The organism is Pseudomonas rubra, from assembly GCF_028656935.1.
GTDB lineage: Bacteria > Pseudomonadota > Gammaproteobacteria > Pseudomonadales > Pseudomonadaceae > Aquipseudomonas > Aquipseudomonas rubra.
On sequence record NZ_JAMDGZ010000047.1, the window covers coordinates 145219 to 168558 of the forward strand.

General features: G+C 63.8%; 18 protein-coding genes. 10 read left to right on the forward strand and 8 right to left on the reverse strand.

Features of this window, described 5'->3' with window-relative positions:
• The first annotated feature begins 15 nt into the window (after positions 1-15).
• From M5G17_RS20405 to M5G17_RS20450, 10 genes are all read left to right on the forward strand, one after another.
• Positions 16-1344 carry an MFS transporter gene (locus tag M5G17_RS20405; RefSeq protein ID WP_273894711.1) on the forward strand — a complete coding sequence of 443 codons (1329 nt, stop codon included), beginning with the start codon at positions 16-18 and terminating at the stop codon, positions 1342-1344.
• A gap of 158 nt (positions 1345-1502) precedes the next feature.
• The gene (locus M5G17_RS20410) at positions 1503-2462 is read left to right on the forward strand and encodes an AAA family ATPase (RefSeq protein ID WP_130265590.1); all 960 of its coding nucleotides are present in this window, start codon (positions 1503-1505) and stop codon (positions 2460-2462) included.
• 4 nt (positions 2463-2466) lie between these two features.
• Positions 2467-3411, forward strand: a complete 945-nt coding sequence (locus M5G17_RS20415; RefSeq protein ID WP_273894712.1) for a DUF58 domain-containing protein — start codon at positions 2467-2469, stop codon at positions 3409-3411.
• Positions 3408-3902, forward strand: a complete 495-nt coding sequence (locus M5G17_RS20420) for a DUF4381 domain-containing protein (RefSeq protein ID WP_273894713.1) — start codon at positions 3408-3410, stop codon at positions 3900-3902. The genes M5G17_RS20415 and M5G17_RS20420 overlap by 4 nt, the downstream gene beginning before the upstream one ends.
• Positions 3895-4971 carry a vWA domain-containing protein gene (locus M5G17_RS20425; RefSeq protein ID WP_273894714.1) on the forward strand — a complete coding sequence of 359 codons (1077 nt, stop codon included), beginning with the start codon at positions 3895-3897 and terminating at the stop codon, positions 4969-4971. Before M5G17_RS20420 ends, M5G17_RS20425 begins: the two co-directional genes overlap by 8 nt.
• A complete protein-coding gene (locus tag M5G17_RS20430; RefSeq protein ID WP_273894715.1) occupies positions 4968-6689 on the forward strand; it encodes a VWA domain-containing protein in 1722 nt (573 codons plus the stop codon). The genes M5G17_RS20425 and M5G17_RS20430 overlap by 4 nt, the downstream gene beginning before the upstream one ends.
• Entirely contained in the window at positions 6686-8311 is a 1626-nt protein-coding gene (locus M5G17_RS20435; protein WP_273894716.1) for a BatD family protein, read from the forward strand. The genes M5G17_RS20430 and M5G17_RS20435 overlap by 4 nt, the downstream gene beginning before the upstream one ends.
• 51 nt (positions 8312-8362) lie before the next feature.
• Positions 8363-9604 carry an exonuclease SbcCD subunit D C-terminal domain-containing protein gene (locus M5G17_RS20440; protein ID WP_273894717.1) on the forward strand — a complete coding sequence of 414 codons (1242 nt, stop codon included), beginning with the start codon at positions 8363-8365 and terminating at the stop codon, positions 9602-9604.
• The gene (locus M5G17_RS20445) at positions 9601-13248 is read left to right on the forward strand and encodes an AAA family ATPase (RefSeq protein WP_273894718.1); all 3648 of its coding nucleotides are present in this window, start codon (positions 9601-9603) and stop codon (positions 13246-13248) included. The genes M5G17_RS20440 and M5G17_RS20445 overlap by 4 nt, the downstream gene beginning before the upstream one ends.
• Positions 13245-13838, forward strand: coding sequence for a glutathione S-transferase (locus M5G17_RS20450; RefSeq protein WP_273894719.1), 594 nt, complete (start codon positions 13245-13247; stop codon positions 13836-13838). The genes M5G17_RS20445 and M5G17_RS20450 overlap by 4 nt, the downstream gene beginning before the upstream one ends.
• A gap of 229 nt (positions 13839-14067) precedes the next feature.
• Here M5G17_RS20450 and M5G17_RS20455 read toward each other — a convergent pair whose 3' ends face one another.
• The 8 genes from M5G17_RS20455 to M5G17_RS20490 form a co-directional block, all read right to left on the reverse strand.
• Positions 14068-14247 (reverse strand): hypothetical protein, encoded by a 180-nt coding sequence (locus M5G17_RS20455; RefSeq protein WP_130265599.1) that lies wholly within the window; start codon positions 14245-14247, stop codon positions 14068-14070.
• A 121-nt stretch (positions 14248-14368) separates the two neighbouring features.
• Entirely contained in the window at positions 14369-15499 is a 1131-nt protein-coding gene (locus M5G17_RS20460) for a lactonase family protein (protein ID WP_273894720.1), read from the reverse strand.
• Positions 15462-15755: a DUF5629 family protein gene (locus M5G17_RS20465; RefSeq protein WP_273894721.1), complete on the reverse strand. Its 294-nt coding sequence runs from the start codon at positions 15753-15755 to the stop codon at positions 15462-15464. Before M5G17_RS20465 ends, M5G17_RS20460 begins: the two co-directional genes overlap by 38 nt.
• Before the next feature lie 118 nt (positions 15756-15873).
• Positions 15874-18255 carry an efflux RND transporter permease subunit gene (locus M5G17_RS20470; protein WP_273894738.1) on the reverse strand — a complete coding sequence of 794 codons (2382 nt, stop codon included), beginning with the start codon at positions 18253-18255 and terminating at the stop codon, positions 15874-15876.
• A gap of 20 nt (positions 18256-18275) precedes the next feature.
• Complete coding sequence (locus tag M5G17_RS20475) at positions 18276-19322, reverse strand: WD40/YVTN/BNR-like repeat-containing protein (RefSeq protein ID WP_273894722.1); 1047 nt, start codon at positions 19320-19322, stop codon at positions 18276-18278.
• A 247-nt stretch (positions 19323-19569) separates the two neighbouring features.
• Positions 19570-22227 (reverse strand): aminopeptidase N, encoded by a 2658-nt coding sequence (gene pepN / locus M5G17_RS20480; protein ID WP_273894723.1) that lies wholly within the window; start codon positions 22225-22227, stop codon positions 19570-19572.
• Between the two features lie 14 nt (positions 22228-22241).
• Positions 22242-23072: a DUF2797 domain-containing protein gene (locus M5G17_RS20485; protein ID WP_273894724.1), complete on the reverse strand. Its 831-nt coding sequence runs from the start codon at positions 23070-23072 to the stop codon at positions 22242-22244.
• Positions 23069-23329: a YeaC family protein gene (locus M5G17_RS20490; protein WP_273894725.1), complete on the reverse strand. Its 261-nt coding sequence runs from the start codon at positions 23327-23329 to the stop codon at positions 23069-23071. The genes M5G17_RS20485 and M5G17_RS20490 overlap by 4 nt, the downstream gene beginning before the upstream one ends.
• Positions 23330-23340 lie beyond the last annotated feature (11 nt).

Genomic DNA, 23340 nt, shown 5'->3' on the forward strand with positions numbered 1-23340 from the left:
AAAAGGAACTCACTGATGTCGGTACATGAGGCGGCTGCGGCCGCGAGCGAAACCCCGGAACAGAAACGCAAGCGCCTGCGCAAGGTCGCCGCCGCGACCATCTTCGGCTCGATGCTGGAGTGGTACGACTTCTACCTGTACGCAACCATGGCGGCGATCGTCTTCTCGAAGATCTTCTTCGACCCGAGTAATCCGGCGGTTGCATCGCTGCTGGCGTTTTCCACCTTCGCCATCGGCTTTATCGCCCGCCCCTTCGGCGGCGTGCTGTTCGGCTACCTGGGCGACCGCTTCGGGCGCAAGCAGGTGCTGGTCATCACCTTCTGCATGATGGGCGTGTGCACCGCCCTGATCGGCCTGATCCCCAGCTATGCCTCGATCGGTATCTGGGCGCCGATCATCCTCGTGCTGGTGCGCATCATTCAGGGCCTGGGCGCCGGCGCCGAGCTCTCTGGCGCGGCGGTGACCTCCTACGAGCACGCCAGCGAAGGCAAGCGCGGCAGCCAGGGCGCGTGGCCGGCGCTGGGCTTGAACCTGGGCCTGCTGCTGTCGTCGCTGACCGTGTACCTGCTGACCATGAACGGCAACGAATTCCTGCTTGCCGGCGGCTGGCGCATCCCGTTCATCTGCAGCATCGTGCTGGTCGGCGTTGGCTTGTGGGTGCGTAAAAGCATCCCGGAAACCCCGGACTTCAAGGAACTGGACAAAACCCCGGCCCAGCGCCAGGAGTCGCCGCTCAAGCTGCTGTTTCGCAACGACCTCAAGGGCCTGGCCGTGGTGTTCTTCGTGGCCATCGGCTACAACGCCCTGAGCTACATCTTCAAGACCTTCTCGCTGGCCTACCTGACCCAGTACAAGGGCGTCGAAGCCCACGTCACCTCGCTATCGGTGACCATCGCCAGCCTGGTGGCAATCATCGCCGTGCCGTGCTTCGGCTGGCTGTGCGACAAATGGAGCAGCAAGACCGTACTGATGCTCGGCGGGATGTTCTCGGTGCTGTTCGCCTACCCGTTCCTGAGCCTGCTCAATACCGGCGAGCCGATGATGATCTACCTGGCAATTGCCATCGGTACCGGCATCCTCGCACCGATGATGTTCGCCCCTCAGGGCTCGTTCCTCAGCCGCCAGTTCCCGACCCAGACCCGCTCCTCGGGCTTTGGTACCGGGCGCGAGATCGGCACGGCCGTGGCCGGTGGCCTGGCGCCGCTGGGCGGCCTGGCACTGGTGGCAAGCTCGGCGACCCACTCCACCGACGGCGTGGCGCTGATCCTGGTGGTGGCGGCGGTGTTTGTGGTGGTGTTTGCCCTGTGTGACCAGGGGCGCAAGCATTCCAATTTCAAGAACTGAGTGATCCTTATCGCCGGGCAAGCCCGCTCCCTCCGAGATCACCAGTGGGAGCGGGCTTGCCCCGCGATGCTTTTCGACCCCGGATGGATTAAAGTATCAGCCCCCGCCCGGGCGCTTTTACGCTGCACGCCCTGGCTTTTTTCCAGGAACCTTCAACGATGGAACACCGTGAGGCGCTGATCGCGCTGCGCACCTTTCTTTCAACCCAGATCCTGGGCCAGGAAAAACTCGTCGAGCGCTTGCTCATCGTGCTTCTCGCCGACGGTCACATGCTCGTCGAAGGCGCCCCGGGCCTGGCCAAGACCAAGGCCATCAAGGAACTGGCCGAAGGTGTCGAGGCCGAGTTCCATCGTATCCAGTTCACCCCCGACCTGCTCCCGGCCGATATCACCGGCACCGAGATCTATCGCCCGGAAACCGGCAGCTTCGTGTTCCAGCAGGGCCCAATCTTCCACAACCTGGTGCTGGCCGACGAGATCAACCGCGCCCCGGCCAAGGTCCAGTCGGCGCTGCTTGAAGCCATGGCCGAACGCCAGGTCAGCGTCGGCCGCAGCACCTACGAGCTGTCGCCGCTGTTCCTGGTGATGGCCACACAGAACCCGATCGAGCAGGAAGGCACCTACCCGCTGCCCGAAGCCCAGCTCGACCGCTTCCTCATGCACGTCAAGATCGGCTTCCCGGATGCCACCGTCGAACGGCGCATCCTCCAGCAGGCCAGGGGCGAGGCGCTCAATGGTGAGACCAAACCGGAGCGTCGGGTCAGCCAGCAGGCCATCTTTGCCGCGCGCAAGGAAATCCTCGGCCTGTACATGGCCGATGCGGTGGAGGAGTACCTGGTGCAGCTGGTCATGGCCACCCGCACCCCAGCCAAGTTTGACCTGGAACTGGCCGACTGGATCGCCTACGGCGCCAGCCCGCGTGGCTCGATTGCCCTGGACCGCTGTGCTCGGGCCCACGCCTGGTTGGCCGGGCGCGACTTTGTCAGCCCCGAAGACATCCAGGCGGTGCTGTTCGACGTGCTGCGCCACCGCATCATTCTTTCCTTCGAGGCCGAGGCGGCAGGGATTGACCAGGACCGGGTGATCCAGCGCATCCTCGACGTCGTCGCCGTCGCCTGAACCCATGCCCAATCGCCTGCTGGCCGCGCCCGGAATCCGTATCAGCCTCGCCGAGCTGATCGAGATGCGTCATCGCGTGCGCGAAGTGCAGCTGTTCTCCCGGCCCGGTCAACGCAGCCCGCTGGTGGGCCTGCACCACTCGAAACTGCGCGGTCGCGGGGTCGACTTCGACCAGGTGCGGGTCTACCAGGCCGGCGACGATGTGCGCAACATCGACTGGCGAGTGACCGCGCGCACCCAGGAGCCGCACACCAAGCTGTTCCATGAGGAGCGCGAGCGACCGATCTTCATTCTGGTCGAACAAAGCCAGCGGTTGTTCTTCGGCTCCGGGCTGATGTTCAAGTCGGTGCTCGCCGCCCAGGCCGCAGCGCTGATCGGCTGGGCGGCGCTGGGCCACAACGATCGCATTGGCGGCCTGGTGTTCGGCGACAACGAGCACTATGAGATCAAGCCGCGGCGCAGCAAGCAGAGCTTGCTGCAACTCCTCAACCGCCTGGCGCGGGTCAACCAGTCGCTGCACACCGAAGCCGCGCCCCAAGCCGACAGCCTCGGCATTGCCCTGCGCCGCGCCCGCGAAGTGCTGCGCCCGGGCAGCCTGGCAATCATAATCTGCGACGAGCGTGCGCTGACGCCTGCGGTCGAGCAGCAATTGAGCCTGCTCTCGCGCCATTGCGACCTGCTGCTGCTACCGCTGTCCGACCCGCTCGACCATGCCCTGCCCGCCGCCGGACTGCTGCGTTTTGCCCAGCACGGCGCCCAGCTGGAACTCGACACCCTCGACCCGACCCTGCGCAAAAGCTACCGCCAGCAAAGCGAAGCACGCATCGAGCGCTGGGAACTGCTGGCGCAAAAGCTGCGGGTAGTGCTGATGCCCTTGAGCACCCAGAGCGAGATGATCGAGCAGTTGCGCGAGTACCTCAACGCCCAGCGACCGGGGAAAACCTCGTGAACCCGCTCGATCAGTTGCAGCCATTGATTGCCCCACCCGCCATCGGCCTGTGGCCGCTGGCCCCGGGTTGGTGGGCGCTGTTGTTGCTGCTGCCGCTGCTCGGCTGGGGCCTGTGGCGCCTGCGCCATTGGCGTCCGGGCAAAAAAACCATCGTGCGCGCCGAACTGCCGCTGGACCCGGTGCGCATCGAGGCCCTGGCCGAACTTGCGCGCCTGCCCAAACCCTACGACGGCGCCCCGGCCGGGGCCTGGCTGCAGCAGATCAACGCCCTGCTCAAGCGCCTGTGCCGTACCCATTACCCGGGCAGCCACAGCCACACCCTCAACGGCCGCCAATGGCTGGCGTTTCTGGATAACCGCTGCCCGGCCGCCGGCCTGACCCGCTGGATGGTGCTGGTCGAAGGCGCCTACAAGCCCGAATGCAAACTCGACGACAAAGCCATCAATGGCCTCAATCAGTCGGTCGAAACCTGGATCCGCAAACATGTTTGAACTGGCCTGGCCGTGGATCTTCGTGCTGCTGCCGCTGCCCTGGCTCGCACGCCTGCTGCTGCCCGCCGCCGACAGTGGCGAGCCGGTGCTCAAGGTCAGTTTTCTCGACGAACTCGAAGGCCTGGCCGGGCGCCGGGCACGCCTGAACCTGCCGACCTGGCGCCAGCAGGCGCCCTTCGTGCTGGTCTGGTTGCTGCTGCTGTTTGCCGCCGCCCGCCCACAATGGCTTGGCGAGCCACTGCCGGTGGCCGCCAGTGGCCGCGACCTGCTGGTGGCGGTGGACGTTTCCGGCTCCATGGATTTCCCCGACATGCAATGGCAGGGCGAGGACATCAGCCGCCTGAACCTGGTCAAGGCCCTGCTCGGCGACTTTCTCGAAGAACGCCAGGGCGACCGGGTCGGCCTGATCCTGTTCGGCAGCCAGGCTTACCTGCAAGCGCCTTTGACCTTTGACCGGCGCACCGTACGCACCTTCCTCGACGAAGCGCAGATTGGCATCGCCGGCAAGAATACCGCCATCGGCGACGCCATTGGCCTGGCCCTCAAGCGCCTGCGCCAACGCCCGGCGCAGAGCCGCGTGCTGGTCCTGGTGACCGACGGCGCCAACAACGGCGGGCAGATCCATCCACTGACTGCCGCTCGCCTGGCCGCCCAGGAAAACGTGCGCATCTACACCATCGGCATCGGCGCCGACCCGGAGCAAACCGGCACTGCCGGGCTGCTGGGGATCAACCCGAGCCTGGACCTGGACGAAGCCTCGCTCAAGGAAATCGCTGAACTGACCGGTGGCAGCTACTTCCGCGCCCACAACGGCCAGGAACTGAGCGCCATTGGTGAAGCGCTCGATCGCCTGGAACCGGTGGCCCAGCAACCGACCCAGGCGCGCACCGCCCAGCCGCTTTACAGCTGGCCTCTGGCCCTGGCCTTGGTGCTGAGCCTGCTGTTGGTGATTGCCCAGCAATGGCCGGATAACCTGCTGCAGCGGCTGCTGCGCCGACCGCGCTTTTTGCAGCCGCACCCGCACTGGCGCCAGCGCCTGCAACGGCTGCGCCTGAGGAGACGGCGATGAGCGAATGGTGGCCACAATGGCTGCGCCCACTCTGGCTGGTCATCCTGCCACTGCTGGCCTGGCTGCTCTGGAAGCTCTGGCACCGGCAGAAACGCGCCGGCCGCTGGCAGATGATCCTGCCAGCGGCCTTTCATGCCGTGCTGCTCGGTGGCGGCAACGGCCGCGACAGTAAGCTGCCGTGGATTGCCCTCGGCCTGGCCTGGCTGTTGACCGTGCTGGCGCTGGTGGGCCCAAGCTGGCAACGCCTGGAAGACCCCCGCCAGCGCCCCGCCGACCCGCTGGTGATCCTGCTCGAGCTGACCCCGCAGATGCGTGCCGACGACGCCGCGCCAAGCCGTCTGGAACAGGCCCGGCGCAAGATCCTCGACCTGCTCGAACACCGCCGTGACAGCCAGACGGCAATCATCGTCTACGCTGGCAGCGCCCACACCCTGGTGCCGCTGTCCGATGACCTGGCCACCAGCCGCAACCTGCTCGAAGCCCTGGACCCTGCGATCATGCCGCAAGCCGGGCAACGCGCCGACCTTGCCGTGCGCAAGGGCCTGGCCCTGCTCGCCCAGGCCGGGCTTGGCCAGGGCCGGCTGCTGCTGATCGGCTCCTCGCTCGATACCGAGGAACGCCAGGGCATCGTCCAGGCCCTCGGCCGCCAGGGCCCAAGCTTGCTGATGCTGGGTGTCGGCAGCGCTGAAGGTGCGCCGGTCAAACAGGCCAACGGCGAGTTCATCAAGGACGATCAGGGCGGGATTCTCTTGCCGCGCCTGGACAGCAGTAGCCTCAAGGCTTTTATCAACAGCACGGGCGGGCGCTACCGCAGCGCCCGCATCGACGACCTCGACCTGCGCGGCCTGCGCCTGTTCGACAACCCACGCAGCCTGCACGACGATGGTCAGACCGTGCAGCTCGACAGTTGGGCCGACCAGGGTTACTGGCTGCTGCTGCCCTTGTTGTTGCTGGCCGCCTGCGCCGGGCGCCGCGGCTGGCTGTTCTGCCTGCCCCTGCTGCTGGCACTGCCGCAGCCAAGCTACGCCTTCGAGTTCAACGACCTGTGGCTACGCCCCGACCAGCAGGGCCAGCACCTGCTCGAACAGCAGCGTCCGGCCGACGCCGCGCGGCGCTTCGAAGACCCGCAGTGGAAAGGCCTGGCGCTGTATGAAGCCGGAGACTTCAACGGTGCCGCGCGCCAGTTCGCCCGGGGCAACAGCGCCGCCGACCATTACAATCGCGGCAATGCGCTGGCCCGCAGCGGTGAGCTGGAGGCTGCGCTGGACGCCTATGAACAGGCCCTGGAGCGCCAGCCGGAACTGCAACCGGCACTGGCCAACAAGGCCTTGGTCGAACAGTTGCTGCAACAACGCCAGGCCGAACAAGTGCCCGAGCAGCCGCCAGAAGATAATCAACAGAGCGACCCCAACAGCAACAGCGACAACGCCAGCAGCGCGCAGAACGCCCAGGACCAGGCCGCGGCAAAACCTGTACAGGATCCGCACGACGCGGCCAAGCCTGAGGACAGCAGCGATGACCAGGCGCAGAACAGCGAAAGCGGCGCTGACGACGAAGACACCACCCGGCCGCCCCAGCGCCCGACCGAGGGCAGCCTCGATGCCGAGCAGCGCCAGGCGCTGGAACAATGGCTGCGGCAGATTCCGGACAACCCTTCCGAGCTGTTGCGGCGTAAATTCTGGTATGAACAGCAACAACATCAGGAACCCCATCAATGAGTCGCGCTTGCGCCCTGGTCTTCAGCCTCTTTCTCGCCCTGCAGGTGCAGGCGGCGGCGCTGCTCGCCAGCGTCGACCGTACACGCCTGAATGCAGGCGAAACCCTTGAGCTGACCCTTGAGACCCAGGACGTGACCCAGTTCGGCAAACCCGACCTGTCGCCGCTGGAGGCCAACTTCGAGGTACGCGGCACGCGCCAGGTCAACAGCCTCAACAGCCTTGACGAAAAAAACGCCAACACCCGCTGGATTGTCACCCTGCTGCCGCGCCAGAGCGGCAGCATAGAGATCCCCGCCCTGCAATTGGGTGAGGTGCGCAGCCAGCCCATCAGCCTGCAGATCCAGGCCAACCAGGTCAGCAGCGAAAACCACGGCCCGGTATTCATCGACGCCAGCCTCGACCAGCCGGAGATCTACGTCCAGGCCCAGGCGGTGCTGACCGTGAGCATCTATCATTCGGTGCCGCTGTACGACGACAGCAGCCTCAGCCCGCTGCAACTGGACAACGCCAAGGTCGAACCGCTGGGCGAGACCCGCACCTTCGAGAAACTCATCGACGGCGTGCGCCATGGCGTGATCGAGATGCGCTATGCGATCTACCCCCAGCAAAGCGGCGACCTGAAAATCCCCACCCTGACCTTCAGCGCCACCGCCGCGCAGAACGACGCCGAGCAGGAACTCAACACCCCGCGCGCCGGCAAGCAGGTGCAGGTCAGCTCCACGCCGCTGGTGTTGACCGTCGACCCGATCCCGGCCGACTACCCGGCCAATGCGGCGTGGCTGCCGGCCAACAGCCTGACCCTGGAAGAACACTGGAGCCCGGACCCGGCGCAGCAGCAGACGCAGATCGGCGACTCGCTGACCCGCACCCTGATCCTTCAGGCCGAAGGCTTGTCCAGCGCCCAGTTGCCACCGCTGCCCGGCACCGAGGTCACCGGACTGCGCCGCTACCCGGACCAGCCGCAACTGCGCAACCAGGTCAACGACCGCGGCCTGCTCGGCGTGCGTGAAGAGCGCGAGGCGCTGGTACCCACCCACGCCGGCAAGCTGGAACTGCCGAGCCAGGAAGTGGTCTGGTGGAACACCCGTGAAGATCATCTGGAGCGCAGCAATTTGCCGGCGCGCAGCCTGCAGATCGAGGACAACCCGGCGTTGAGCGCCGACAAGCCAGCCAGCGTCGACCCGGTCACAGTGCAATCCTACCTGCTCTGGCCCTGGCAACTGAGCACCCTGGTGCTGGCCCTGACCACCCTGCTGGGCTTTGCCCTGTGGTGGCGGGCGCGCTCGCAACCAGCGGTGCTGCGCGCCGCACAAACCGGGCCAAGCCCGCGCACCCTGCTCGATGACCTCAAGCGCGCATGCCAGGCCAACGACCCGCAGGCGACGCGCCAGGCCCTGGATGCCTGGGCCCGTCAGCAACCGGAAACCCTGGCCGAGATGGCCGCGCGCTTCGTGCCGCTGTCCGATGCCCTTGATGGCCTCAACGGCGCGCTGTACAGCGAAAGCGGGCAGTATTGGCAAGGTGAAGAATTGTGGCGGGCCATCGGCACCATCCCGGCCGCCGAGCAGGTCCAGCCGGCACAGAGCGAGAACGGCAGTTTGCCGCCGCTGTACCCCAAATAACCCCAAGGCATGGCGCCCCAGGCGCCACGCCGGCACACTGCGGAACCCTTCATGCGTCTGTTTCACACCTCCGACTGGCACCTGGGTCAGACCCTGCACGGCCAGGAACGCGATTTTGAACACGCCTGCTTTCTCGACTGGCTGCTCGGCCAGCTCAAGCTGCGCCAGCCCGATGCCCTGCTGATTGCCGGCGACATCTTCGACACCGTCAACCCGCCGGTCAAAGCCCAGGAACGGCTCTACGACTTCATCGTCCAGGCCCACGAACAGCAGCCCAAGCTGAACATCGTGATGATCGCCGGCAACCACGATTCCGGCTCGCGCATTGAACTGCCGGCGCCGCTGATGCGCCGCCTACGCACCCACGCCATAGGCCGGGTGCAGTGGCTGGATGAGGGTGAACTGGACAGCGAGCGCCTGCTGATTCCACTGACCAACGCCAAGGGCAAGGTTGCCGCCTGGTGCCTGGCACTGCCCTTCCTGCGCCCGGCCGAGGTAACCGGCGCGCACCTGGGCGACGACTACCTGCGCGGCATTGCCCAAGTCCACGAAAAACTCATCGCCGCCGCCCTGCAGCAACGCAAGACCGGCCAGGCGCTGATTGCCGTGAGCCATGCGCACATGGCCGGTGGTTCGATCTCGGAAGACTCCGAGCGCAGCCTGATCATCGGCAACGCCGAAGCCCTGCCAGCGCGCCTGTTTGCCCCAGAAATCAGCTATGTCGCCCTCGGCCACCTGCACAAGCCGCAAAAGGTCAACCGCGAAGAGCGCATCCGTTACAGCGGCTCGCCCATTCCGCTGTCGTTCTCGGAAATCGGCTATCAGCACCAGATCCTTGAAATCGAACTGGACGGCGCCCAACTGGCCAGTGTCGAGTCGCGCCTGGTGCCGCGCGCCGTGCACCTGCAACGCTTGGGCCCGGCGCCACTGGCTGAAGTGCTCGAACAACTGGCTGAACTGCCGGTGGTCGACCTGCTCGACGACCCGCAGCGCCAACCCTGGCTGGAGATTCGCGTACGTCTGGACGAACCCCTGCCCGACCTGCGCGCACAACTTGAAGGCGCTCTGCAGGGCAAAGCGGTGCGTCTGGTGCGCATCGCTGCCGAGTATGCCGGCAACGGTCGCAGCGAAGACGACAGCAGCGCCAACCTGCTGGAACTCGGCCAATTGACTCCGCACGAGCTGTTCAGCCGAGCCTGGGAACAGGCTTATGGCAACGCCGTCGACGAACAGACCCAGGCCGACTTTGCGCTGTTGCTGCAGGACGTCCAGCAGGAGCAGGAACAGCCATGAAGATTCTCGCCATCCGCCTGAAGAACCTCGCCTCCCTGGAAGGCCCGATCGAAATCGACTTCACCGCCGAGCCGCTGGCCAGCGCCGGCCTGTTCGCCATCACCGGGCCCACCGGCGCCGGCAAGAGCACCCTGCTTGATGCCCTGTGCCTGGCGTTGTTCGGTGCCGTCCCACGGTTGAACAACATTGGCCGCGAGACCAAACTGCCGGAAATCGACAGCGACATCCTCACCAGCGATCCGCGTACCCTGCTGCGCCGGGGTTCGGGCAGCGGTTTTGCCGAGGTGGATTTCGTCGGCATCGACGGCCGCCGCTACCGCGCCCGCTGGGAGACCAACCGCGCCCGCGACAAGGCCAACGGCAAGCTGCAAGGCAGCCGCCAAAGCCTGCATGACCTGGACAGCGAGCAACTGCTGAGCAACCAGAGCAAGGCCGAATACAAGCAACTGATCGAATCGCGCCTGGGCCTGAACTTCGAACAGTTCACCCGCGCGGTGATGCTGGCCCAGAGCGAGTTCAGCGCCTTCCTCAAGGCTGATGACAAAGAGCGCAGCGAGCTGCTGGAAAAGCTCACCAACACCGCCATCTACAGCCAGCTGGGCCGCCGCGCCTACAGCAAGAGCAAAGAAGCCGAAGAGGCGCACAAAGCCCTGCAGGATCAGGCCAGCGGCGTCCTGCCCAAGGCCTTGGATGAGCGCGCCGAACTCGACCTGCGCTACGGCGGGGCGCTCGATCGCTTCAAGGCCGAACAGGCGCAACTGCGCCAGCTCGAGCAGCAGCGCAGCTGGCTAGTCGAGCTGCTGCAACTGCAAGAGCAGGTGCAAGCCAGCAGCGCACAACTGCACAGCGCCCAGCAGCATAACGACAGCCTCGACGGCGAGCGGCTGAAACTGGCGCGCCTGGAACAGCTGGCACCGCAACGTCACCAGTTCGCCCGCCAACAGACGCTCAATGCCCAGCTCAGCCCGCTGACCGAGAGTATCAAGGCCCAGCGCCAGCAACATGATCAGTTGCACAGCCGTCAGTTGCAGTTGCAGGACGAACTGGGCAAGGCCCGCGCAGCCCTCGCCCAGGCCCTGGCACAACAAAGCGACAGCGCGCCAGCGGTGCGCCAGGCCTTTGCCGAACAGAACACCCTGGCCCGCCTGCAACAGGAACTGGCCAACAGCGGGACGCTCAAGCAACAGACCGAACAGGCCAGTGCCGAAGGCCAGCAACAGCTGCTCAGCCTCACTGAACAACAAGGCCTGAGCGAACAACGATTGCAGCAGATCAGCGACCAGCTCGCACAAAGCGCGTCGCTGGCAGGATTAAGTGAAGCCTGGAGTGCCTATCGCGACCGTCTGCAGCAACTGATGCAATTGGGCAACCGCCTCAACCAGGGCCGCGCCGAGCTGCCAGGCCTTGAGCAACGTGCCAGCCAGGCCAGTGCCCAACTTGAAGAACAGCGCACCGCCCTGGCCCTGCTCTACCGTGAAGCCGAGGCAGAACCGCAGGCCCTGGCCGAACAGATCGGCCTGCTGGGCGAGCTGCTGCAGAAAAACCGCCAGCAGCAGCGCCAGGTCGAAGAGCTAAGCCGGCTGTGGAGCAACCAGCAAGACCTCGAACAGCGTCTGCAAGCCCTGCGCGATCGCCAGCAAGCAGCCTTGCAGCAGCGCGAACAGCTGATCAGCGAAGGGCTCAATGGCAAGAACCAGCTGAGCGCCGCCGAACAGGCGCTGAACGTCACCCGCCAGTTGCTCGAACGCCAGCGCCTGGCCCGAAGCCAGAGCGTCGAAGAGCTGCGCGCGCAATTGCAGGACGATCAGCCCTGCCCAGTCTGCGGTAGCCAGGACCACCCATACCATCAGCCCGAAGCCCTGCTGCAAAGCCTCGGACGCCATGACCAGGATGAAGAGGCCAACGCCCAGCAGGTGGTCGACGCGCTGAAGAAACAGCTCGATGAACTGCGTACCCAACTGGGTGGCGTCAATGGCCAGATCAAGGAATACCTGCACCAGCAGGAGCAACTGGGCAACCAGCAGCAAGCGCTGCTGCCGAATCTCGAAGCGCATCCGCTGTACCCCGCGCTGGCCGACCAGGACAGCAGCCAGCGCAGCCCCTGGTTGGAATTGCAGGCGCGCAACCTGAACCACGATATCAGTCGTGACGAACAGCGCCAGAATGCCCTGCTGACCCTGCAAACCGACGCCAGTCGCCTGCAACAACAGGTGCAGGCAGCCCAGGAAGCCGGCCAGCAGGCCAACCAGCACCTGAGCCAGCAGCACACCGCGCTGGCCAGCGACCAAGAGCGCCTGGACCAGGAACTGGCCAGTTTCGCCGCCCTGCTGCCTGGCGATATCCTCAACGACCTGCGCCAGGAGCCGGCCGCCACCTTTATGCGCCTGGACCAGCAAATGACCTTGCGCCAGGACCTGCTGCAACGGCAAAAGGACGAACAACAGGAGCACACCGAGCGCCAGCAGACCCTGGACAAAGCCCAACTGCAGCAACAGGCCCGGGTGCACAAGCACGAAGAATCGCACCAGCAGTTCAGCGAGCTGGAGCGTCAGCATCAGCTCAGCCACGACAGCCTTGCCGCCCTGCTCGGCGTCCAGGCCAGCGCCGAACACTGGCAGGAGCATCTGGAACAGGCCGTGGAGCACGCGCGCCAGACTGAAGCACAAGCACTTCAACAGCTGCAAGAGACCCAAGCGCAGTTGATCGAACTGGCCGCCGAGCTCAAGGCCAAGGAGGAACGGCTGAACGCCCTGGAGCATGAACACAACGAGGTTCGCACCCAGATCGAACAGTGGCGCCAGGGCCACCCGGAGCTGGACGACAGCGGCCTGGAGCAACTGCTGGCCTTCGACGACGACGCCGTAGCGCATTTGCGCCAAGGGCTGCAGGACAGCGAAAAGGCCATCGAACAAGCCCGCACCCTGCACAAGGAGCGCCAGCAGCGCCTGGACCAGCACCAGGTCCAGGGCAATGCCGAACTCACCCGCGACGCACTGGAACAGGCCGTCGACAGCCTGCAACTGCAACTGGCGGCCAGCGAACAGACCTGCGCCGAACTGCGCGCCGCCCAGGCCGAAGACCAGCGCCGGCAACTGGCGCACCAGGCCCTGGCCGAGCAAATCGCCAGCGCCTACAACGAATGGCAGCGCTGGGCACGGCTCAATGCCCTGATCGGCTCGGCCACCGGCGACACCTTCCGCAAGATTGCCCAGGGCTACAACCTCGACCTGCTGGTGCACCATGCCAACGCCCAGTTGCGCCAGCTGGCCCGGCGCTACCGGCTCAAGCGCGGTGGCAGCCTGCTCGGCCTGCTGGTGCTGGACACCGAAATGGGCGACGAGCTGCGCTCGGTGCACTCGCTGTCGGGCGGTGAAACCTTCCTGGTGTCCCTGGCCTTGGCTCTGGGCCTGGCGTCGATGGCTTCGAGCACCCTGCGCATCGAATCGCTGTTTATCGACGAAGGCTTCGGCAGCCTTGATCCGGAATCGCTGCAACTGGCCATGGACGCCCTCGACGGCCTGCAAGCCCAGGGCCGCAAGGTCGCGGTGATCTCCCACGTGCAGGAGATGCACGAGCGCATCCCGGTGCAGATCCAGGTTCGCCGCCAGGGCAATGGCCTGAGCACCGTGGAGGTCAGCGGATGATCCTCTACTCGTTCCGCCGCTGCCCCTGGGCCATGCGCGCGCGGCTGGCGCTGCGCTATGCCGAATGTCCGGTGGAGATCCGCGAAGTCAGCCTCAAGGCCAAGCCGGCCGAACTGCTGGCCCTGTCGCCCAAAGGCACAGTGCCGGTGTTGAGTGCTGGTGAGCAGGTGCTGGAGGAGAGCCTGGAGATCATGCGCTGGGCCCTGGCCCGGCATGACCCGCAGGACTGGCAACTGGTGGCCGACCCGCAGGCGGCGCAGGCTGCCGATGCGCTGATCGAGCGCAATGATCGCGAGTTCAAGGCGCAGGTCAATCTGTACAAATATGCTGAGCGCTACCCGCAGCACTCACGAGAAGAGTACCGGGAACAAGCTGAAACCTGGCTGGCAGAGCTGGATGAGCGTCTGGCGCAGCAGGCGTACCTATTCGCTGATCATGCCAGCATGGCTGACGCGGCATTGTTGCCGTTGATGCGCCAGTTTGCCGGGGTGGAGCCACAGTGGTTCGCCCAAGCGCCCTACCCGCACTTGCGGGCATGGTTGCAGGGCTGGCTGGAGTCGGCGCTGTTCAAGGCGATCATGATGCGTTGAACCAATCGCTGGCAAGCCAGCTCCCACAGGGGCCTATGCATGCAGGGCCTTTGTGGGAGCTGGCTTGCCAGCGATGAGGCCAGACGTTACAGCGCCAGAATCGGCGAAGAATAGAGGAACAGCAATACCGCCAGAATTCGCCATTTCATGTGTGCATCCACTGACGTCAATAAATTAGCGTAAAATTCAAACACATGGCTATATGCTATTGCCAGAAAAATCTACAGGCTCAGTGCGCAGACTTATGGTCCAGCGCGGCGTAGAAGTTGGCACTTTGTTGCAGGTATTTCTGGGTATAGCTCTGGGTCGACGATTTACGTTCGCTGAGCTCGACATGAGCGCTGGCCGGCAGCACCACCGAAGCGGAAATGGCGGAAGCGGCGATGACCGAAAAAAGATTGAAGTTCATGGCGCTGACCTCGAAGTCTGTGGTTTGAAATGGCCGCTTGGGGCCGTGGTTCAAACTTACGCCGCTGACGCGGCGCACAGAAATTCATTGCAGCAGTAGCCAACATCAAGGCCATTGATAGTCAGTTGACGAACTTCAGGTCCGACGGCGCATCCTGGGCCAACTTCTGCACGGTATCGCCCAACAGGCCGGTGCGTGGATCGCGACGCAATACCACGATCTGGTTGCTCTTCTGATTGGCCACCAGCAGAAACCTGCCGGTGGGGTCGAGGGTAAACTCCCGTGGATGATCACCCTCGACGCTACGCCGCTGCACCTGCATCAGCTTGCCGGATTTGTCATCAACGGCAAACACCAACAACTCATTGGCCGTACCGCGGTTGCTGACATACAGAAAGCGTCCGTCAGCCGACAGGTGCAAGGCACCCGCAGCTTTGGCCGAAGCGTCGGTCTGCTCGGTCAGTGGCAGGCGCTGCAGCTCCAGCAGCGTGCCATTGCGATAATCGAAAGCCACCACCTGCGCGCTCATTTCCAGGGTCAGGTAGGCATGCTTGCCGTCACGGTCAAATAGCAGATGGCGCGGCCCGCTGCCCGGCGGCAGGCTCACCGGTTCGACCGCAGTCAGTGGTTGGCTGGGGCTGGCGCCGTCATAGCGGTAGACAAATACCTTGTCGGCGCCCAGGTCGCTGGCAAACACATACTTGCCATTGTCGGATGACACCACCGAATGCACGTGAGGCCCGGTCTGGCGCTGCGGATCGACGCCGCTGGGCGCGTGCCGGTACTGCTGCACCGAGGCCTGCAGACGCCCTTGCCGGTCCACCGGCAATACACTCAGGCTGCCACCCGGCGCGGGCTGCGCGCCATAGTTGGCGACAAACAAGTAGCGCTGGTCATGACTGAGGCTGGAGTGGGTCGGCTCATCGCCCTGGCTTGGCACCTGGTTCAGCGCCTTGAGGCTGCCATCCTTGGCGATGGCAAAGCTGCTGACCTGGCCATTGCCGCCACCGTTCTCATTGACCGCGAACAGCAGGCGCCTGTCCACCGACAGGGTCAGCCAGGAAGGATTTTCGCTCTTGAGTACCTGCAGCGGCGTGGGCTCGATCTGGCCGCTGTCGCTGTTGAAGCGATAGCGGTAGATCCCTTCGCTGCTACCTGCGGTGTAGCTGCCGACCAGCAGGTCGTGGGCCTGGGCGCAGAGAGTCAGGCTCATGCTACTGGCGATCAGCAGGCTCTTCAGCAAGCGCGTCATGGTCTTCCTCTTCGCTGGCACTAAAGGCACTCATACAGACTAGCCGATGCTCGCCAGTGTCGGCCGCGATCAGCCAGTCGGCACCGTCCAGCTTGGCAGCGCCGATCTGCTCAGGGGTGAAAAACCATTTTTTAAAGGCGCGGCCGTCCATCAACTCGATGTGCAGGCCGGTTTCGTCGAACGTGAAGTCAAAGGCGTGCAGGCCGTCGATCAGGAGCATGTCGCAGGATGCGAGGGCTTGGGAGAGGGTTGTCATTGCAGGAGTATCACTGGCGGAAAAACCCCATGATACCTGAAAGCATCGCGGGGCAAGCCCGCTCCCACAGGCCTACATTGTGGGAGCGGGCTTGCCCCGCGATTGCAGCAAGGCAAACTTAATGCGCGAAAATCGAACCACCCTCCTTGCCTGCCATTTTCTCTGGCTTGATCAGGAACCGCGCCAGCGCCGGCAGCAGCCACAGCGCGCCGAACATGTTCCACAGCAGCATGAAGGTCAGCATCAGGCCCATGTCGGCCTGGAACTTGATCGCCGAGAAGATCCAGGTGCACACGCCAATGGCCAGGCACAGGCCAGTGAACAGCACGGCCTTGCCGGTGGACTTGAGGGTCTGGTAGTAGGCTTCCTGCAGCGGCAGCCCGGCGCGCAGGAAGCTCTCCAGGCGGCTGTAGATATAGATGCCGTAGTCCACGCCTATGCCCACGCCCAACGCCACCACCGGCAGGGTCGCGACCTTGACGCCAATGCCCATGAAGGCCATCAGGGCGTTGCCCAGCACCGAGGTCAGCACCAGCGGCAGGACAATGCACAGGGTCGCGGCAAAGGAGCGGAAGGTGATCATGCACATCACCGCCACGCAGATGTACACCAGGATCAGAATGGTCAGCTCGGCCGACTTGATCACTTCGTTGGTGGCTGCCTCGATACCGGCGTTACCAGCCGCGAGCAGGAACTCCAGGCCTTCCTTGTTGTGGGTGTCGGCAAACTCCTGCACCGCCTTGACCGCACGATCGAGGGTCTCGGCCTTGTGGTCGTTGAGGAAGATCAGCACCGGCGCCAGCGAGCAGTCGGCGTTGTACAGGCCGTCTGCACGGGAGATCGAGCTGTTGAGCACGTCCGGGTTGCGCGACAGGCTTTCCCATTTCAGGTTGCCTTCGTTCATGCCCTTGATCATCTGCTTGGACACGGTCACCAGGGAAATCGCCGACTGCACCCCCGGGGTGTTTTCCATCTTCCACATCAGTTCGTCGATCGGCGCCATGGTCGAATACACCGAGCAGCCTTCGGTCGGGGTCTTGACCATGACCACCAGTACGTCGGAGCTGGTCGAGTAGTTGTTGATGATGAAGGCGTTGTCCTGGTTGTAGCGCGAGTCCGGACGCAGCTCCGGCGCGCCCTGGTCGAGGTCGCCGATCTTCAGGTTCTGGCTGTACCAGAGGCCGCCACCAAAGGCCAGCAAGGCCAGGACGATGGACACTGGCGCCACCTTGGCGCTGGCAAAATTGGACAGCAGGCGCCAGAACGGATGCTCGCGGGTCGCGTCCTTCTTGCTGCGCTCGATAGCCTTCTTGCTGATGCCGACATAGGAAATCGCCACCGGCAGCAGGATCAGGTTGGTAAAGACGATCACGGCCACACCGATCGACGCGCCAATGGCCAGTTCGCGGATCACGCCGATGTCGATGATCAACAGGGTGATGAAGCCTACGGCGTCGGCCAGGATGGCGATCATCCCCGGCAGGAACAATTGCCGGAAGGTTCGCCGCGCAGCGGTCAGGGCGTTGTCGGCATCACTGGACTGCAAGGCGATACCGTTGATCTTCTGCACCCCGTGGGAGATGCCGATGGCGAAAATCAAGAACGGCACCAGCATCGAGTACGGGTCAAGGCCAAAACCTACCGCGTGCATCAGCCCCAACTGCCAGACCACCGCCACCAGGGTGGTGATCAGCACGGCGATAGTGCTGCGGATGCACCAGGTGAACCAGTACAGCAGCACCCAGGTGATCACCAGGGCGATCCCGAAGAACATTGCCACCATCATCAGGCCATCGATCAGGTCGCCGACCTTCTTGGCGAAGCCGACGATGTGCACCTTCACGTTGGGGTTCTGAGCCTGGAACTTGTCGCGGATCTTCTCTTCCAGCTGATGGGAGAACTGCTGGTAGTCGAGCTTGATCTGCTTGCCCTGGTCCTGCGGGTCCGGGTAGGACTCCAGCAGCGGGATGTCGATGATGCTCGACTTGAAGTTGTTGGCCACCAGGCGCCCGACCTGCCCGGACTTGAGCACGTTGTTGCGCAACTGGTCGAGGCTGTCGGCCGAACCGTCGTAGGTCTGCGGGATGACTTCACCCCCGGCAAAGCCCTCCTCGGTCACTTCGGTCCAGCGCACGCTGGGGCTCCACAGCGATTTCAAGCCGGAACGGTCGACGCCGGGAATATAGAACACCTCGTCATGCACCTGACGCAGGGTTTCCATGTACTCCTTGCTGAAGATGTCGCCATCGGTGGCCTCCACCGAAATGCGCACGGTGTTGCCAAGGTTGGCCAGGTCATTGCGATGCTCGAGCATCTTCTCGATGAAGGGGTGATCAAGCGGGATCATCTTTTCAAAGCTGGTGGACGGGCGAATCTGCGTGGCCTGCCAGAACAGGAACACACTGACCAGCAGGCAGATAAGTATCACCACCGGGCGGTTGTTGAAGATCAGGCGTTCAAGCAAGGTCGCCTTATCCTGATGGTGTTGCTGCTGATTCATGTTGAACTGCTCCTGACGGGTCATGGCTGCACTCCTTCGGCGCCCTGGGCCGAAGCCAGGTGCACGCCACCCTGGCCGACCAGGATCAGGCCTTCACCGTTACGACCGCTGACACCCGCCAAGGCGATGCGGTCAGCGCGGTTGTACACGCTGAAGGTCTGGCCGTCATCGCTGCTGCGCAGCACGCTACCACCATTGCCCACGAGTACCAGGTTGCCATCATCGAGAAGCGTAGCGCTTGCCAGACCAAATTCGAGGGCGCCGCGCGCAGCTTTCAATTCGATCTGTTGCCAGCTATCGCCAAAATCGGTCGAGCGGTAGAGGTTGCCGCGCAAGCCGTAGGCCAGCAAGGTGCGTGGCTGAGCGGTGCCGGTGACACCGAACAGCGAGCCTTCATAAGGGCCTTCGAGCTTTTCCCAGCTCTGGCCGTCATCGCTTGAGCGGAACATGCTGCCCTGCTCGCCAACGATGAACAGGCCAGCGTCTTTCACTGCGGCGATACCGTTGAGGTGCAGTTGATCTTCATTGTCCAGCCGCTCGCCGACATCCTTCCAACGCTGGCCACCATCGGTGGTTTCCAACAATGCGCCATAAGCGCCCACAGCGAAGCCATGCTGGTTGTCCTTGAACCAGACATCGAGCAACGGCGCTTCGCGCGAAAGGTCTTCGAACTGCTTGCTCCAGGTGGCGCCACCGTCGCTGCTTGCGAGGATCTGCGCGTCGTGACCGACGGCCCAGCCGTGCTTGTCATCGACGAAGTAAACGGCCGTGAGCAGTTGCCGGGTCGGTACCTTGGCCTGGGTCCAGGTCTTGCCCTGGTCATCGGAAAACAGGATATGGCCGCGATCACCGACGATGACCAGGCGTGCACCCGCCTTGGTGACGTCCAGCAGCAGGCTTTTTTCTGCCTTGGACGATTCGCTGGAGTAGACCTCGGCTTCAGTTGCTGCGGCCTCGACCGTGCCAGCCCACAACCCCATCGCCAGCACCAGCAATCCGCTGGCGGCCAATGCCCATGGGCGCGCGCGCGCTGCGCCGCCACTACCTGCCACGTAAGGCTCGGTCATAGATCTGTCCCCCGTTTATCTTGTTATTTGGGTCAATCTATATGCAGGTACTGCCAAAAACCGTGTTCCAGAGCCCCGCAATAGCTAAGGCCATCCTATCGGGGATTGCAAACGGCTGACAACGAACGCGACGTTATGTTTTGTTAAGCAGAGGAATTTTCGGGGAAGCAATCGCTGGCAAGCCAGCTCCCACAGGGTCAGTGCATGCAGTTCCCTGTGGGAGCCGGCCTTGCCGGCGATGGGGCCATCAAGCCAGACTTTTGCTTACGACTTCATAGACATCACTGGACAGCGAACCCGACGCCAGAATCCGCTCCAGCTCGCCCTTCATCAACGCCTGACGGGCGCTGTCGTATTTACGCCAGCGGGTCAGCGGCGCCAGTTGGCGCGAGGCGATCTGCGGGTTGAGCGCGTTGAGCTCGATCACCAGGTCCGCCAGGAAGCGATAGCCCGAACCATCGGCGGCGTGGAAGTTGACCAGGTTCTGCCCGGCAAAAGCACCGATCAGGGCGCGTACCTTGTTCGGGTTCTTCATTGTGAACGCCGGGTGCTGCATCAACGCCTTGACCCGTGCCAGACCGCCCGGCAGGGTGCTGGCAGCCTGCACGCTGAACCACTGGTCCATGACCAGCGGGTTGTCCTTGAAGTGCTCGGCAAAGCTCTCCAGGGCCGTGGCCCGCTCGGCCTCGAACGGCGAGTTGACCAGCACTGCCAGGGCGGTGAGACGCTCGGTCATGTTATCGCAGGCGTCGAACTGTTCCAGGGTCGCGTCGAGCACCTGCTGCTTGCCGCTTTGCATCAGGTACGACAAGGCAATGTTCTGCAGGCTGCGGCGGGCGAAGTGCTCGGCTTCGGCCACGTAGGCGGTGGTGCGCGATGCCTCGCGGTTGGCCGTGTAACGGGCCAGCAGCGCGTCGAACAGCTGATCGGCGATCTGCTGACGGGCGAACTCGCGGGCAGCATGGATGGCATCGACATCGGCCACTTCGCTGATTTCGGTGAGGTAGGCCTCGCCCGGCAGCGAGAGCATCTCGGCAACCATGGCCGGGTCCAGCGCCTCGTTGCCCAGCACGGTGCCCAGGGCGGTGATCAGGCGCTGGTCGAGCACCAGCGCCTCGCCACGCTGATGCTGGCCGATCAGTTCCTGCAGCACCTGCACCGACAGTTGCTGGCCCGCTTCCCAGCGGTTGAAGCCATCGCTGTCGTGCTGCATGAGGAACATCAACTGGTCGCGGTCATAGGGGAAGCTCAGCTTGACCGGCGCGCTGAAACCACGCAGCAACGAGGGTAGCGGCTTGGCGGCGACATCGACGAAGGTAAAAGTCTGCTCGGCTTCGGTCACCGACAGCACCCGCGAGGTGCCGGCGGCAGCCGTTTCGCCTTGCAGGCGCAGGGCGATGTCGTTGCCCTGGGCATCGAGCAGGCCAAGTTCCACCGGGATCACGAAGGGCTTTTTCTCGACCTTGTCCGGGGTGGCCGGGCAGCTCTGGCGCAAGGTCAGGCTGTAGGTCTGGGCAGCACTGTCGTAGTGCTCGCTGACCGCCAGGCGTGGTGTACCCGCCTGGCTGTACCAGCGCTTGAACTGGGTCAGGTCGACACCGTTGGCATCTTCCATGGCCTTGATGAAATCGTCGCAGGTCACGGCCTGGCCATCATGGCGTTCAAAGTACAGGTCGCTGCCTTTGCGGAAACCCTCGGCGCCCAGCAGGGTACGGACCATGCGCACCACTTCCGAGCCTTTCTCATACACGGTCAGGGTGTAGAAGTTGGAGATCTCGATGAAGCTGTCAGGGCGTACGGCGTGGGCCATGGGCCCGGCGTCTTCGGCGAACTGGTGGGTGCGCAGGTAGGCGACGTCCTCGATGCGCTTGACCGTGCGCGAGTTCATGTCGGCGCTGAACTCCGAATCACGGAACACCGTGAAGCCTTCCTTGAGCGACAACTGGAACCAGTCGCGGCAGGTCACGCGGTTGCCCGACCAGTTGTGGAAGTACTCATGGGCGACCACTGCCTCGACCCGCTGGTGAGCAGCGTCGGTGGCGGTTTCGGCGCGGGCCAGCACACAGCTGGAGTTGAAGATGTTCAGGCCCTTGTTTTCCATGGCGCCCATGTTGAAGTCGTTGACCGCGACAATCATGAAGATGTCCAGGTCGTACTCACGGCCATAGACTTCCTCGTCCCAGCGCATGGACTTCTTCAGGCTGCTCATGGCGTGCTGGCACTTGTCGATGTTTTCCGGCTCGACATAAATGCGCAGGGTCACGTCACGGCCGGACTGACGGGTGAATTTATCTTCGACGCACCACAGGTCACCGGCAACCAGCGCAAACAGGTAGGCCGGCTTCATGAACGGGTCTTCCCAGGTCGCCCAGTGCCGGCCGTCATCTTGCGGGCCGCTGCCGATCGGGTTGCCGTTGGACAGCAGCACCGGATAGCGATGCTGCTCGGCGATCACCGTGGTGGTGAACGTACTCATCACATCCGGGCGGTCAAGGTAGTAGGTGATCTTGCGAAAACCTTCGGCCTCGCACTGGGTGCAGAACATGCTGCCGGACTTGTACAGGCCTTCGAGGGCGGTGTTGCTCTCGGGGTGGATCTTCACGCTGGTGTCGAGGGTGAAGGTCGCAGCTGTCGGCTGTACGGTCAGGTGACTGTCGTCCTGCTGGTAGTCGCCAGCGCCCAGAACCTGGTCGTTCAGGGCCACGCTGATCAGCTCCAGTTGCTGACCGTCGAGCACCAGCGGAGGCAGGCCGGCACCACGGGCCGGGTTGCGGCGCATGACCAGTTGCGCGTGGACCAGGCTGTGGTCCTCGAACAGTTCGAAGGTCAGGTGGGTCTCGTCAATCAGGTACTCGGGGGCCTGATAGTCCTTGAGGTAGATCACTTGCGGCTGTTCGGTACGCATGTGGCGGTCCTTTTTTACTGATGCACGGCGAGCTGGTACGCCGTGTATTTACGAATGTTGATCACGCCGGTGTCAAAGATCAGGTACTGGCCCTTGATGCCCAGCAGCGTGCCTTCAGCCACGGGATTCTTGTCCAGGTTGAAGCTGACGATCTTGCTCGGGTAGGCCTCGACCGGGTAACGGATCTCCAGCACCTGGGCATCGCTGAGCAACTGGATCGCCTGCAGGCCGAAGCGCGCCTGCAAGGCACTGAAACCTTCGGCGCAGCTGTCGAACAGTTGCTCGCGCACGGCAAGCAGGTCAACCGCCTCGGCATCGCCCTTGAGCAAGGCGCGCCAGTTGGTGCGGTCCGCCACCTGGCTGCGGAACAGGTCTTCGACCAGGCCCGATTGCTGGCGGGTGGCAACCCGCACGATCGGCAGCGCTTGGCTGGCGCCCTGGTCGAGCCAGCGGGTCGGCAACTGGCTGGCGCGGGTGATGCCGACCTTGATGCCCGAGGAGTTGGCCAGGTACACCACATGATCGGTCATGCAGAACTGCTCGCCCCACGAGGGGTCGCGGCAGGTGCCCTGATCGTAGTGGCATTTTTCCGGGGCCATGATGCACACGTCGCACTGTGCAAGCTTGGTCATGCACGGGTAGCAATACCCCTGGCTGAAGCTGGTCTTGGTCTTGCGCCCGCAATGGCTGCAATGGATGGCACCCAGGTATTCCAGGCGCAGGGTCTTGCCGATCAAGGGATTGACCGGTACTTCCTGCTCGCCCAAACGAAAAGCGTACTGCACCACCGGCGCATCGAGACGCGCCGACATTTTACTGATGGAGCCGCGGCCAAGTTCGATCAATGGATCGCGTCCGACTTGAACAGCAGGTTCGGCACCGGTTCCGACTTCGAGGCGCATTCTTGCGGGCCCATGTAGCCGGTACGCTGGTCCTCGGGCAGGTTCTGCAGCTCCCAGGCGATCACCGCCTGCAGCGACAGCTCTTTCTGCTCGGTGGTGAGCTTGCGCCCGTCTGCCCATTTGCCCAGTTCTACGGCCAGTTTCAGGCTCTCGTAGATCTCCGGGGTGATGTTTTCAATCATTTGCGCAAAAGTGGACATAGCGTCTCCCA